The 14493-nt window shown below is 38.2% G+C and carries 9 protein-coding genes and 1 pseudogene; 6 read left to right on the top strand and 4 right to left on the bottom strand.

Translation table 11 applies throughout. From position 1 onward, the window contains the following. The first annotated feature begins 71 nt into the window (after positions 1 to 71). A complete protein-coding gene (locus tag AA650_RS20205) occupies positions 72 to 1031 on the top strand; it encodes a M48 family metallopeptidase (protein ID WP_053540406.1) in 960 nt (319 codons plus the stop codon). Between the two features lie 224 nt (positions 1032 to 1255). Here the strand turns inward: AA650_RS20205 and alaS are convergent, their stop codons facing one another. Together alaS and AA650_RS20215 are read right to left on the bottom strand one after the other, a co-directional pair. Then, complete coding sequence (gene alaS, locus AA650_RS20210; protein ID WP_053540407.1) at positions 1256 to 3898, bottom strand: alanine--tRNA ligase; 2643 nt, start codon at positions 3896 to 3898, stop codon at positions 1256 to 1258. Positions 3899 to 3959: 61 nt separating this feature from the next. Further along, a complete protein-coding gene (locus AA650_RS20215; RefSeq protein WP_053540408.1) occupies positions 3960 to 4673 on the bottom strand; it encodes an ATP-dependent Zn protease in 714 nt (237 codons plus the stop codon). A 135-nt stretch (positions 4674 to 4808) separates the two neighbouring features. On the opposite strand from AA650_RS20215, the pseudogene AA650_RS20220 reads away from it, so the two are divergent. The 3 genes and pseudogenes from AA650_RS20220 to AA650_RS20230 all read left to right on the top strand — a co-directional run bounded on the left by AA650_RS20220 (position 4809) and on the right by AA650_RS20230 (position 8486). Beyond that, a pseudogene (locus AA650_RS20220) lies at positions 4809 to 5388 on the top strand (Uma2 family endonuclease). A 65-nt stretch (positions 5389 to 5453) separates the two neighbouring features. Next, on the top strand, positions 5454 to 6818 hold the full coding sequence (locus AA650_RS20225) for a cytochrome P450 (RefSeq protein WP_053540409.1): 1365 nt from the start codon (positions 5454 to 5456) through the stop codon (positions 6816 to 6818). 21 nt (positions 6819 to 6839) lie between these two features. After that, positions 6840 to 8486 (top strand): lipoxygenase family protein, encoded by a 1647-nt coding sequence (locus tag AA650_RS20230; protein WP_053540410.1) that lies wholly within the window; start codon positions 6840 to 6842, stop codon positions 8484 to 8486. Between the two features lie 894 nt (positions 8487 to 9380). On the opposite strand, the gene AA650_RS20235 is transcribed toward AA650_RS20230, so the two are convergent. Further along, a complete protein-coding gene (locus tag AA650_RS20235; RefSeq protein ID WP_053540411.1) occupies positions 9381 to 11288 on the bottom strand; it encodes an ABC-F family ATP-binding cassette domain-containing protein in 1908 nt (635 codons plus the stop codon). Positions 11289 to 11358: 70 nt separating this feature from the next. After that, complete coding sequence (locus AA650_RS20240) at positions 11359 to 11775, bottom strand: DUF1824 family protein (protein ID WP_027404618.1); 417 nt, start codon at positions 11773 to 11775, stop codon at positions 11359 to 11361. 403 nt (positions 11776 to 12178) lie between these two features. Here AA650_RS20240 and AA650_RS20245 point away from each other — a divergent pair, with 403 nt between their 5' ends. Together AA650_RS20245 and ccmS are read left to right on the top strand one after the other, a co-directional pair. Continuing rightward, positions 12179 to 13981, top strand: coding sequence for an ABC transporter ATP-binding protein (locus AA650_RS20245; RefSeq protein WP_190382856.1), 1803 nt, complete (start codon positions 12179 to 12181; stop codon positions 13979 to 13981). A gap of 27 nt (positions 13982 to 14008) precedes the next feature. Next, positions 14009 to 14434: a beta-carboxysome assembly chaperone CcmS gene (ccmS, locus tag AA650_RS20250; RefSeq protein WP_053540413.1), complete on the top strand. Its 426-nt coding sequence runs from the start codon at positions 14009 to 14011 to the stop codon at positions 14432 to 14434. Positions 14435 to 14493 lie beyond the last annotated feature (59 nt).

Genomic DNA, 14493 nt, shown 5'->3' on the forward strand with positions numbered 1-14493 from the left:
CGTTGTTCGTTATTTTATCTTTACCAATGACCAATGACCAATGACCATTTATTTACCCATTCTCCTAAATTATGCCAACTTATCCAGGAATTTCCAGCGAAGCCTTCAGACATCCATTAGATAGTCAAGCAGAACAAGCTTTACGCAGTTTACCCGGCTTTGATTTAATCGCCCGTAAATTTGTAGAATTTGTTTATGAACGACCCCAACTTGTCTACTTAATGGGTAACTCCATTCAAGTCGGACCCCGCCAATATTCTACTATTTACCAGATATTCCGGGAATGTGTCCGAGATTTGGACATTAGCGGCGAACCAGGCTTGTTTATCGCTCAAAACGCCCAAGTTAATAGTTATGCTTTAGGACAAGAACACCCTTATATTGTTGTTAACACTGGGTTACTAGATTTACTTAATGAAGCCGAACTACGGACGGTCTTAGCTCATGAACTGGGACATATTAAATGTGGTCATACTATTTTAATTCAAATGGCGATGTGGGCGATGAATGCCGCTTCCGTCATTGGTGAATTAACCTTCGGTTTAGGTAATATTGTCAGTCAAGGCTTGATTTATGCCTTTTTTGAGTGGCGACGCAAAGCTGAACTATCCGCAGATAGAGCGGCTTTATTAGTTATGGACGATTTAAACCCAGTCATGTCATCTATGATGAAACTCTCTGGAGGTAGTCATAAATATGCCCATGAATGTAGTTTACAAGAATTTATTAACCAGTCAGAAAAATATCAAGCACTAGATGATGATGGGCTGAATCAAGTATATAAATTTCTCTTATACAATGGCGGACAAGGAATGATGCTGAGTCACCCTTTCCCCGTAGAACGCTTGCACTACTTACGCAGTTGGGCAGTATCAGAAGAATATCAACAAATCAAAAAAGGCAATTATCAACGTTCTGCTGACGGTTCAGTAGATGTTACACCAGAAACACCAGATCATGAAGCAGAAAAACTCAGAAAAGAAATTGAAAAATTACAAGCAGAAATTAACAAAATGAGAAAATCTGATTAGATTCGTAGGGTGTGTTAGCGACAGCGTAACGTACCGTTATCTTAGAGGATGTTTGAAAAATCTAATTTATTACTTACCTTGGGTAACTGTTCACACCCCCCAGGAAAAAGGGATTGAAGGAAGATGGAAAACCTATACCCAAACCTTCTACAGAAGTTGGTAAAGTTGCAGTGACAATATAAATCTAGATCCCCGACTTCTTTGAGAAGTCGGGGATCTGAATCCTATTTTAACGCTGCTAACAAATCATTTTTCGCAGTTTCTAATGCTTCTGGTAATTTACTTGCGTCGCGTCCCCCAGCTTGCGCGAGGTTGGGTTTTCCACCACCTCCACCTCCACAGATTTTAGCTATGTTACCAACAAATTTCCCCGCTTGGACACCTTTTTTATTCACTTCAGAACTAAATGCTGCAACGATACTCACCTTCCCTGCTTCGGGAATAGAACCTAAAACTACCGCACCGTTACCGATTTTTTGCAGCAATCTTTCCGCAGCGTCTTTTAATGATTCTGCGTCAATATCTTCCAGTTGAGAAACAATAATTTTATGTTCTCCGATGATTTCCGCAGTTTGTAATAAGCTGTCAGATTTAACTATTGCTATTTGTGATTTCAGGCTTTGAATTTCTTTTTCGTTGTTGCGAAGTTCGGTTTGTAAAGTTGTGATTCTGTCGGGTATTTCTTCTGGTTTGACTTTAAAGCGATCGCACAAATCTTTCACAACTATATCACGCACATTCAAATAATCCAATACCGCCGCCCCAGATACCGCTTCTATTCTTCTCACCCCAGAAGCAACTCCAGCTTCAGCAATGATTTTGAAAACGCCAATTTCCGCAGTATTATTAACATGAGTTCCCCCACATAATTCCATAGAAACGCCAGGGAAATCAATCACCCGCACTTGATCACCGTATTTTTCCCCAAACATTGCTACTGCACCTTTAGCTTTTGCTTCGGCTATGGGCATCTCCTCTATTGTAGCAGAATGAGCTTCAGAAATCCAACTATTTACTAATTCTTCAATTTGTTGAACTTCCTCAATAGTTAAAGCGCGAGGACAGTTAAAATCAAAGCGCAATCTATCAAAAGAAACCAAAGAACCAGCTTGAGAAATTCCTTCATCAACAACTTTCTTTAAAGCAGCTTGTAATAAATGAGTTGCTGTATGATTAGCTTGAGCGCGACGACGACAAGCGGTATCTATTTGTGCGGTAATTTCATCACCAATTCTGATTGTTCCCCGTTCAATGCGTCCGAAATGAATAAAGAAATCAGATTCTTTTTTCACGTCTTCAATTCTGACTAAAACACCATCACCGCTAATATATCCTTTATCGCCAATTTGTCCCCCTGATTCCGCGTAAAAAGGAGTTTTATCGAGAACAATTTGCACTTCTGTTCCTGCTTCTGCTGCTTCTTCAGAAACACCAGCAACTAATAAAACTTCGATTTTTGCAGTTGTTGTTAATTGGGTATAGCCAATGAATTGTGTAGAGTGAATATGTTCTGCAAGTTTATCCAAAGAACCTTGAACAGTTAAATCAATGGTTTCGTGTGCAGCTTTTGCGCGTTCTACTTGTTTTTGCATTTCTGCATTGAAACCATCAACATCAACAGTAATGTGATTTTCTTCAGCAACTTCTTGGGTTAATTCTAATGGGAAACCGTAGGTATCATAGAGAGTAAAAGCACTTTCACCACTAATAGAAGTTAATCCTTTTTGTTTTACATCTTGGATAATTTCAGCTAATAGCTTCTCTCCTCTATCAAGAGTTTTCAAGAAGTTACTTTCTTCTCTTTGCAATTCGGCTTTAATAGCAGTTGCTCTTTGTCGCAAATTTGGGTAAATTGATTCCGAAAGAGAAATTGCGGTTTCTGCAACTTGGTTAATAAATTCTCCAGAAATTCCGATTAATCTGCCATGTCTAACGACGCGACGAATTAAACGCCGTAAAACATAACCTCTCCCCACATTAGAAGCGCGAATTTCATCAGCAATCATGTGAACCACAGAACGGACATGATCACCAATTACCTTTAAAGAAACTTTCGTATTTTCATCACTTTGATGATAATCAATTTTGGCAATTTTTGCCGCTGTTTCAATAATCGGGAAAATCAAATCTGTTTCATAATTATTCGGCTTCTTTTGCAGGATTTGCGCCATTCTTTCCAAACCCATTCCCGTGTCAATATTCTGATTTTGTAACGGGGTTAAATTTCCTGACGCATCCCGATTATATTGCATAAATACCAAGTTATAAAACTCAATAAATCGGGTATCATCTTCTAAATCAATATTATCTTCACCGCGTTCTGGGTGAAAATCATAATAAATTTCCGAACAAGGACCACAAGGACCAGTAGCACCAGATACCCAGAAATTATCATCTGCACCCATGCGCTTGATGCGTTTTTCCGTTACACCAATGGTATCGCGCCAGATGGTAAAAGCTTCATCATCATCTTCAAACACACTGACAACCAGATTTTGAGGAGAGAAACCAAAGACTTGAGTAGATAATTCCCAACCCCAAGCGATCGCCTGTGGTTTAAAATAATCACCAAAGCTAAAATTCCCCAACATCTCAAAAAATGTATGATGGCGGTGAGTCCGTCCCACATTTTCGATATCATTGGTACGAATACACTTTTGCGAAGTCGTAGCGCGTTTAAATTCCGGTGTCCGTTGTCCCAGGAATATCGGCTTAAATGGTAACATACCTGCGATCGTCAGTAGCACAGTCGGATCTTCAGGAACAAGAGAAGCACTCGGAAGCGGTTGGTGTCCCCGTTGGGTGTAGAAATCGAGGAATAATTGACGAATATCGTTACCGCTAAGATACTGGGGATTTGAAGACATGAGTAATTACAAAAATAATTTTACAGGTGAAAGACCTATATTCTACAAGTCTAGAGACATTTCATGAAACCTCTCCACATTCTCTCTGCGCCTCTGCGCCTCTGCGTGAGATAATTATTTCCAAACACTCCACAACAGAAACCCGTTCTCTCATTGCTGCTACCAAAGCTTGATAACTCTCCCAATTTTCCTGAATCAAAGTTTTAGACTGAAGCAAATGAAAACGCTGTTTTTGCTGATAACCTGCTTCCGAAAAACCAATAACTCGCAAAACTTCAATTAACTTACTTTTATCATCATTACCACCTTCAGATGAGTTAAAAAACAAAGTTTCCGCCGCAATTCCCGCCATCCAAATAGTACAATAACGGTCTAACATTTGGGCAGTAATTTGACCCTTTTCTATTTGCGCTGTTAACTCCCCATCTTCTAAAGTTATTCCCCCTTGTCCCGGTTGTCCTTTTTTCCAAGCTTCCCAAGCGCTAAGAGTGTAACCAGTCACCGGAATTTCTAACAAGTGAGCCACGAGAAAATGACCGGCTTCATGATGTAAAATACGTTCTTTATATTCTGGAGAAAATCGCGCCACTAAGTCTAATACTATCGTTCCTCCCTTGCCTTGAAAACTGAAATTATCTAAAGTTGCAATTCCTAAAAAAGTCACCGTAGCTAAAGCAGGTATTGTGGGAGAAAGATGTATTAATGGTCCTAACAGACTGGAAAGAGTCATGAGAAAGACGAATATAGCAACGAGATTTATGGCAGTTTGGCTCATGGGAAGTTTTTTAAAGAGGTTGTTTAAATATCATAGAATATAGATCCCCGACTTCTTTAAGAAGTCGGGGATCTGAACATCTTGAATATTGCTATGATAAAATCGTACCATATTCCGTAAAACCATCTAAAAATCATGCAATCTTCATTAAATATTCTCACCGTTGAAGAATACCTAGACGCTGAAAAATCTAGCGATATTCGCCATGAATATGTGGCCGGACAAGTTTTTGCAATGGCAGGTGCAAGCGAAGAACATAACCTGATAGCGGGTAATATTTACGCCATATTACGTCCCCCATTTGCGTGGGAGTTCCTGTCGTGCTTTCGTGTCAGATATGAAAGTAAAAGTTAAAATCAGAAATGCTAATATATTCTACTATCCTGATATTATTGTTACTTGTGATCCTGAAGATAAGGAAAGGTACTTTAAAACTCGTCCTAATTTGATTATAGAAGTTTTATCTAATTCCACAGCAACAATAGACAAACGTGAAAAACGCATTAATTATCAAACCATAGAGAGTTTAAAAGAATATATTCTAATTTACCAAAATCAAATAAAAGTGGAGGTTTATCGTCAAGATGATCAAGGAAATTGGTCAACGGAAGTATTAGGAAAAGATGATAAATTACATTTAAATTCAGTAAATTTAACTTTGACAATGGCAGATATTTATGAAGATGTGATAGAACAAATAAATATCAAATATTAAAAAATATTGATCAAAACTGGATTATCGAATAAATTTATTTATACTTAGGAAAAAAAATAACCTTTATGCAGCCAACTACCAGACCAGAAACCAATCTTCAGCCATCATTATTAGACAAAGCCCTGAATCACTTTCAAGCTTGGGCAATAGAGAACCCTCAAAACCCAGTCAGCCGTACCTTTCTGCCTATAATCAGTTTTGTAGAGGGAACAATTGCCAATAATCCACCTTACCTAGATAGGAAAAGGCAAGTGCTGGGGGAGGCTTTTTGTTGTGCAGGGGAAGTAGTCTTAGGAGACTTTAAAACCCTAGAAACCGCCTTAACCTCACCACAAGCCCGTGACTGGAGACTAGGAACTTCCATGCTTAGTTCTAGTCATGGTCCAGGAGTTGATCAAGGAGGTCGCAATGTTCTTTTAATTACTCTCTCAGACGCAGCCGCCGGAGGGGAAAATCATGATGCTTTCCGTAAGTGTGTTGATAATTACTTCTTTAATGAAGAGATGGTAATCCGTCAAAATGATCAAGTAGCACAACGGTTATTAAATAAGTTAGCTGCTGATTATGTAGATAGAATTACCAATAATAGTTTAGAAGAATTTTTCAATAATGATCAACGGGATTGGATGGGCTTTTTAGTCCGGTATCTTCACTATGTTATTTTTGGCATTAATCCTGATGATCAAGCAATAATAAGAATTATTACAACCTTGCACTATACAAAAAGGGGAACATTATATTATTTTGCTGGCAGCAGTAGTTTAGAAAAGTTAAATATATGGGGATTTCGTCAAGTTCCTGAACTGGTAGAGCAAGTAGCGACGATTTACGAAAATTCTCCAGCCTTAGCTAATTTTCAAGAGAACGACCCTAAATATCATAAAATGACACGGCGAGAACTTGCAAAACTGATGGTGTCTTTAATGAGTATTGCCGGGTTGCAAGGGCCGCTACACTTGGGAAAAACAGCATTGGGTTATCAATCCCTTCCTGCTTACCAAGGTCGTCAAACTGATAAAATTGATGTTAAGAATTATTGGGACAGACTCGATCTTAATGATCGTCCTAGTATTCAACTTTTTCTGTTAGAATGCGCCCGTCTGTTTATGCCTGTAAGTGCCTCTCACCGAGTAGCGACAGAACCATTTACGGTGACATTGGCGGGTAAAGCGCGAACCTTTCCGAAAGGAACTAAAATTTTAATTCCTATGCTTTTGGGGATGTTAAGTGAAGATTTTTGGGGAAAAACTGCTTATGAATTTAATGCAGACAGAGAAAATCTTTGCCCTTTTCACATGGGTTTTAATTCCGTTGGTTCTCGTCATGCTGGCCGCATTTGTCCGGGGAAAGACTTAGCATTAGAAATGCTAACCAATGTTATTATTACCGTGGGTAAAGCTCGTCGCTCTTATTTAAGCCAAATATCCTAGTCCATATCATAAATAAATATTATGCAGCCATTTCTACCTCAAAATGACCCGAACCCGGCACAACGCCAATCTTCTCTAGAGAAAGGACGCAAAGAGTATCAATTCATGTATGATTTTTTGCCGCCTATGGCGATGCTCAAAAGCGTACCTCCCGCAGAGAATTTTTCTACTAAGTATATTGCTGAACGGACATTAGAGGCAGCAGAACTTCCTCTAAATATGATGGCTGTTAAAACTCATGCTATGTGGGATACTTTAGATGAATTGCAAGATTATGAGGACTTTTTCCCAGTTTTGCAAAAACCTAATGTGATGAAAACCTATGAAACCGATGATTCCTTCGCCGAACAACGGCTTTGTGGGGTGAATCCAATGGTTTTACGTCAAATTAAGCAAATGCCAGCTAACTTTGCCTTTACCATCGAAGAATTACAGGATAAGTTTGGCAATTCTATTAATTTAATCGAAAGATTGGCCACAGGAAATCTATATGTCGCTGATTATAGATCCTTGGCGTTCATTCAAGGTGGCACTTATGCCAAAGGAAAAAAGTACCTACCAGCACCTCTAGCCTTTTTCTGTTGGCGCAGTTCGGGCTTTCAAGATCGAGGCCAATTAGTACCTGTAGCCATTCAAATCAATCCCAAGGCAGGTAAAGTCAGCCCCTTGCTAACTCCTTTTGATGACCCTTTAACCTGGTTTTATGCTAAGTCCTGTGTGCAAATTGCTGATGGTAATCATCATGAAATGAGTAGCCATTTATGCCGGACTCACCTGGTAATGGAACCCTTTGCTGTTGTCACCCCGCGTCAACTGGCTGAAAATCATCCTCTGAGAATATTACTCAAACCCCATTTCCGGTTTATGTTGGCTAATAATGATTTAGCTCGCAAGCGTCTGGTTAGTAGGGGCGGTTTTGTGGATGAATTATTAGCAGGAACTCTGCAAGAATCATTGCAAATTGTGGTAGATGCCTATAAAAGTTGGAGTCTAGACCAGTTTGCTCTACCTAGGGAACTCAAAAATCGCGGTGTAGATGATGTGAAAAACTTGCCACATTATCCTTATCGGGATGATGGAATTTTGTTATGGAATGCGATTAATAAGTTTGTATTTAACTATTTGCAGCTTTATTACAAGAGTCCAGCAGACTTGAAAGCAGACGGAGAACTGCAAGCTTGGGCGCGGGAATTGGTGGCTCAGGATGGTGGTAGAGTTAAGGGTATGAGCGACCGCATTGATACCCTAGAACAATTAGTTGAGATTGTTACTACTATCATATATATTTGTGGTCCGCAGCATTCGGCGGTTAATTTCTCCCAATATGAATACATGGGTTTTATTCCTAATATGCCCCTAGCTGCTTATCAAGAAATTCAACAAAAGGGTGATATTGAAGACCGTCAAGCCCTGATAGATTTTCTACCACCAGCAAAGCCCACAAATACCCAATTATCAACTGTGTACATACTTTCAGACTATCGTTATGACAGACTGGGATATTATGAAGAGGAAGAATTTACAGATCCAAATGCTGACCAAGTTGTGAATAAATTTCAGCAAGAATTGAATGTGGTACAGAGAAAAATTGAATTGAATAATAAGGGACGTTTAGTAAATTACGAATATCTCCAACCCAGACTTATTCTCAACAGTATTAGTATTTAACTAATTGCAGAATAGACAAAACCCCTTTTTTAATAATATTAAAATGGGGTATTTTATTCTTTATCATTCACTATAAACAAATGATATGATAGTTTCTCGTTCCCATACTCTGTATGGGAATGAATTACGGAAGGCTCTGCCTTCATTGATACTAAGTTATAGAGGCAGAGCCTCTAAGTAGCATTCCCAGTCAGAGACTGGGAACGAGGAAACGATAAAAAAATCCTTTTTTACACAGCAACAGACTTTCTTGATAAATTAGCACTAATTTCATCGCTACTGGGTAATGAAACTAAAGGACAACCTAATGTTTCAAAATCAAGGGTTTCAATTCCACTGTTTGAATTTTGTCACTTTTTCTTATTAATTTAAATATAAATAGATACTTGAATTATTAAATAAGTCAGAGATATATATTAGCTCTTGTAAGCCTAAATTCTATGAAATGTGCAATTTATTTTACATAACTACCTAATCAGATGGTGGGTTACGCTGTCGCTAACCCACCCTACGTATATTTGAAGATTTCAACAAGATGATTAATTTAATTGCAACGTGAACTACTTACACTTCCCTTGCGGGTAAGTATAGGCTTCCTACCCAGTTAACAGCTTTTTGCTCTTCGAGAACAACAAGACTGATGTTAAGGCGATAGGCTGACCCCTCGTTCCAAAGGCAAAATCAAGGTTAATCAACAAAAATGATCATGTATCTAGCTTGGTTATCGCTATTCTCTCGCCTTGCCGAGATATTCAATTCATAACACAAATTTTGTGAATTGTCTCCATGTTTTCCTTCCTTGCTGTCGCGTTGGTCGGAAAACCGTCGTCAATTCACGCGCCATTCATCCCCCGCTGCCCTATCGGGTCAGACGTGGGGCTTCTGTCGGTTAAGCTAAGAATCCATTTCCGCTAATTCCAACCAGCGTTCTGTGGACAAATCAATATTTTTCTTCAGAGTTTCCACCTCTTCATATAGCTTTTGCACTTGGCTATAATTTCCAGCTAGAGTTACTAATTTCTTTTCTACTGCTGTTTTATCTGCTTCTAACTTGGCAATCTTTCCTTCTAGTTCCTCAAATTCCCGTCTTTCCCAATTGGATAATCTGCGGCGTTTTTTAGTCTCTGTAACAGGAGAGACAACCTTTTCTTCGACAATTACAGGTTTTTGTGTTTCTTGTTTTTCTGCTTCCTCAGCTTTTTTATAATCTAAATAAATGGAATAATTTCCTGGATATTGACGTAAACCTCCACCTTCTTCCAAAGCAAAAATTCTATCTACCGTCCGATCTAAAAAGTAACGATCATGAGAAACTACTATTACACAACCATTAAAATCTTCTAGATAGTCTTCTAATACTGCTAATGTCTGCACATCTAAATCATTAGTCGGTTCATCCAAAATCAACACATTGGGCGCACTAATGAGAATCCGCAATAAATATAAACGGCGTTTTTCTCCCCCAGAAAGTTTATTAATGGGTGCATATTGTTGATTTCCCGGAAACAAAAATCTCTCTAACATTTGGGAAGCGGTGATTTTCGTCCCGTCGGATATTTCAATAAATTCCCCTTCTTCTTTAATATAATCAATCACTCGTTGATTATCATCTACCGCCGTCAATAATTCTTCTGAATGTTGGTTAAAATAACCAATATGAATTGTAGTCCCAATTTCCACACTACCAGAATCTGGTTTAATTTTGGCAGTCATAATATCCATTAAAGTAGATTTTCCTGCACCATTACCACCAATAATGCCAATCCGATCTTCTGGACTAAATTGATATGTAAAATCTTTAATTAGAGTTCTACCATTGTAGCCTTTACTAACATCTTTGAGTTCAATAACCTTCTTACCAATCCGCCTACCAACGGTAGAAATATCAACTTTGCCATTAAGTTGTTTAAACTCAGTATCTCGCAAAGCATGAGCGCGTTCAATTCGGGCTTTTTGTTTGGTACTTCTAGCTTTTGGTCCTTTTTTTAACCATTCTAATTCCCGCCGTAAAATCCCTTGATGTTTCCTTTGAGTGCTAACGGCAGATTCTTCAGCTAAAGCTTTCTTTTCCAAATAATAGGAATAATTACCTGTATAATTGTAAATATCACCTCGATCAATTTCGATAATTCTATTAGTAACTTTATCTAAAAAATAACGATCATGAGTAATTAATAAAAGTGCGCCGCGATAGCGATTTAAATAACTTTGTAACCATTCTACCGATAAAGCATCAAGATGGTTGGTAGGTTCATCCATTAACAACAAATCTGGTTCTGATATCAAAGCCGCTGCTAAAGCAATCCGCTTGCGATATCCCCCGGATAATGTGCCAACTTTCACATCAAAATCAGCAATTCCTAATTTTGTTAAAATGATTTTGGCGTTAGTTTCTACTTCCCAAGCGCCCGTCGCATCCATCCGCTGCATTACACTAGAAAGACGAGACATTAACTGACTATCATCGGGATAATGTGCCAATTTATCAGATAATTCTTCATACTCTCTGACGAGATTCATTTGTTCACCACTGTCAGCAAATACTTGTTCTAAAACAGTGTGATTTTCGTCCATATCTGGTTGTTGGGGTAAATAAACAATTTTTGCCCCAGAATTAACTAAGATTTGCCCACTATCAATTGATTCTAACCGAGCAATCATTTTTAATAGAGTTGATTTCCCAGAACCATTAGTGCCAATTAAACCAACTTTGTCATTAGTATCCAGACTAAAATTAGCATCTTTTAAAAGTTCTTTAATTCCAAAGTCTTTCTTAACTGATTGTAAGGTAACAATGCTCATATTATGCGGTAATTAGTGATTAAGAAGAGGGCGGGCAATGCCCACCCTACAGATGATTGTAAATGAAATCCTAGACAAATAAATCGAGGGGTAAATGTCCATACATCTCGTTAACTCCTCCCTCTTGATAGGACTGGCAAGATACTAACACTCCCCGATGATGCCCAGAATAGGAATCGAGATAACACAAGCCATTTTTGCCATTTAATTTGATATAAACTGGTCCTTCTGGATGTGGTAAATCAGTTGGTGCTTGATAACCCAAAGCGCGAGAATAGGTTTTCATGGCTAAAATTCCCTCTTCGGCTGTATCAGCACAAATACCTAAGATTTGATAATCGGTAAGACTGGTGAGAAAAATTAATGCCTCACGAGTGGGAACTTTTTCTGACGGTTTAAGAATGGGGGCAATATCCAGACAGTTAAATTTGTTGAGTATTTTCTTGGCTTCTGGGAGTGAGAGTTGCTGATGATTGGGAGTAGACATAATATTGATTTGTCTAGTTTTACGTCTGGTTCTGGTTTCGGGAGGGAGATTTGCTCACATTAGTGGCATTTTTAAACAAAATCAAGATTGATATGGCATATTCCCTGAGTTTTAGTAGGAATTTTTGCTGTATTGGTAGTCTTCACTGAAAATTAGCACATCTGGTTGATTGACAAGGTTATTATACCCTGCTGTTTGCTGCTGGGAACAATAATTTTAGCGACAATATTTTCTAATATAATTCCCAAAAGTGAAGTTTGCCAAATTACAAGTTACCAATTTCTCAAAATTATCTCTTCTGTTCCTAAAGGAAGATAACTGTATCTATTGCTTCAATATTGATAATAAATCAACTCAATTATATGGTAGTATTAGCTGCAAGTAATTATTAATTAATGTGGCTATGCCATTTAAATCTCTCCGATTATCAAAAAGGCGTGAACATTCTGTTCGTCCCCTCCAGCGTCTATTTAAATATGGACATCAGTATATTAAACAAATTCGTCTGGCTATTGGTGCTTCTATCCTCAATAAAGTTTTTGACTTAGCACCCCCTGTATTAATTGGGATTGCGGTGGATGTGGTTGTTAAGCAACAAGATTCTATCATTGCCCGGTTAGGTGTAAAAGATATTTATGGGCAATTTCTGATTTTATCCTTGTTGACGGTAATTACTTGGGTGTTGGAGTCATTGTTTGAATATGCCTATAAGTTACTATGGCGCAATTTGGGACAGAATATTCAGCATAATTTAAGGCTAGACGCATATAAGCATTTACAAGAATTAGAATTAGCTTATTTTGAAGAACGCAGTACCGGTGGTTTAATGTCTATTCTCAGTGATGATGTTAACCAATTAGAGCGGTTTTTGGATGTGGGCGCAAATGATATTATCCAAGTCACTACTACTATTATTATTGTGGGGACTGCGTTTTTTATTTTAGCTCCTAGTGTGGCTGGGATGGCAATTTTGCCTATGCCATTTATTCTCTTTGGTTCGATAATTTTTCAGAAATTTCTAGCTCCTCGCTATGCAGAAGTTCGGGAAAAAGTAGGGTTACTAAATGGGAGATTATCTAATAATTTGAGTGGGATTACCACTATTAAAAGTTTTACAGCAGAAATTTATGAAGCAGCGCGTGTAGAATCAGAAAGTAATGCCTATCGTCAAAGTAATGCCAAAGCTATTGCTTTATCTGCGGGTTATATTCCGATTATTCGGATGTTCATTTTAATCGCTTTTACCATCTTGCTATTATTTGGCGGGATGGCAGCAGTAGAAGGCAGATTGGCTGTAGGTGCTTATAGTTCTTTGGTGTTTTTAGTCCAGCTTTTACTGTGGCCATTAACCAGGTTAGGAGATACCTTTGATTTATATCAAAGGGCAATGGCTTCTACTAATCGAGTGATGGATTTGTTGGATACTCCGATGGCAATTCATACCGGAAATATTGATTTACCTATAGATATGATTCGCGGGGCTTTGGAATTTCAAAATGTGAGTTTTGCTTATCACAATAGAAACCCAATTATTCACAATTTATCTTTGGAAATTCCCGCAGGAAATACAATTGCAATTGTGGGTTCGACAGGTTCAGGAAAAAGCACTTTGGTTAAACTATTACTGCGATTTTATGAGGTGCAAAATGGAAAAATTACTTTGGATGGAATTGATTTACAACAATTAAATTTGCGAGATCTACGCCGCGCTATTGGTTTGGTGAGTCAGGATGTGTTTTTATTTCATGGTACAGTGGGAGAAAATATTGCCTATGGGACTTTTACCGCTACCGATGAAGATATTATCATGGCGGCGAAAATAGCCGAAGCTCATGATTTTATTATGAGTTTGCCCCAAGGTTATGAGACAATTGTGGGAGAACGGGGGCAAAAGTTATCTGGGGGACAAAGACAACGGATTGCGATCGCTCGCGCAGTATTAAAAGATCCACCAATTCTCATCCTAGATGAAGCCACATCAGCGGTAGACAATGAAACAGAAGCCGCAATTCAGCGTTCTTTAGAACGAATTACCGTTAATCGGACTACCATTGCTATTGCTCACCGTCTTTCCACCATTCGCAATGCTGATTGCATTTATGTCATGGAACATGGCAAATTAGTCGAAGCCGGAACTCATGAACAACTATTAGAGAAAAATGGCATTTACACCAGTTTATGGCGTGTGCAATCTGGGTTAAAATAACAAAAATAAAATTACCAATTAATGATCATGTTTAGTATTCCCCAACCCGAAACAGCAGAGAACAAATGGCGAGGACAGTTAGATAGATTTGTCAAAAACAATCAGCTAGAACTAGCCGCACTTTTTTGGGGATTGTGGTTAGAAAATGGTAATACTCAGGGAACTATTGGGATTGATTTACAACCAACTCCCCATTTTGTCTATTGTCCCCAATCTGAAATAGAAAAATTAAACGAGCGAGTTGAAAATCGTCTCCAAGAAATCTTAGGAATTATTGATAATAACAAACCCGAAACAGAAGTAGTGATGATTGGAATTGGGAAAGGGGAAATTAAGTTAATTCAATTTGCACCCAAATCATCACCAGAAACTTGTTTTCAAGAAGTGGGAAAAAATGTAGATGAATTATTAGATTTACTAGAACAGCGATTAATTGAGCAAATCAGGGATTGATATAACTTTAGACAAAGATGGTAATAACTTGGTTTAATTAGGAAAAAGAGGTATCACCA

Origin of the sequence: Anabaena sp. WA102, assembly GCF_001277295.1 — a bacterium.
GTDB lineage: Bacteria > Cyanobacteriota > Cyanobacteriia > Cyanobacteriales > Nostocaceae > Dolichospermum > Dolichospermum heterosporum.

Excerpts from the sequence above, each read along its gene's own strand:
- AA650_RS20205 (WP_053540406.1), top strand. The coding sequence starts at position 72 with ATGCCAACTTATCCAGGAATTTCCAGCGAAGCCTTCAGACATCCATTA.
- alaS (WP_053540407.1), bottom strand. The coding sequence starts at position 3,898 with ATGTCTTCAAATCCCCAGTATCTTAGCGGTAACGATATTCGTCAATTA.
- AA650_RS20215 (WP_053540408.1), bottom strand. The coding sequence starts at position 4,673 with ATGAGCCAAACTGCCATAAATCTCGTTGCTATATTCGTCTTTCTCATG.
- AA650_RS20225 (WP_053540409.1), top strand. The coding sequence starts at position 5,454 with ATGCAGCCAACTACCAGACCAGAAACCAATCTTCAGCCATCATTATTA.
- AA650_RS20230 (WP_053540410.1), top strand. The coding sequence starts at position 6,840 with ATGCAGCCATTTCTACCTCAAAATGACCCGAACCCGGCACAACGCCAA.
- AA650_RS20235 (WP_053540411.1), bottom strand. The coding sequence starts at position 11,288 with ATGAGCATTGTTACCTTACAATCAGTTAAGAAAGACTTTGGAATTAAA.
- AA650_RS20240 (WP_027404618.1), bottom strand. The coding sequence starts at position 11,775 with ATGTCTACTCCCAATCATCAGCAACTCTCACTCCCAGAAGCCAAGAAA.
- AA650_RS20245 (WP_190382856.1), top strand. The coding sequence starts at position 12,179 with ATGCCATTTAAATCTCTCCGATTATCAAAAAGGCGTGAACATTCTGTT.
- ccmS (WP_053540413.1), top strand. The coding sequence starts at position 14,009 with ATGTTTAGTATTCCCCAACCCGAAACAGCAGAGAACAAATGGCGAGGA.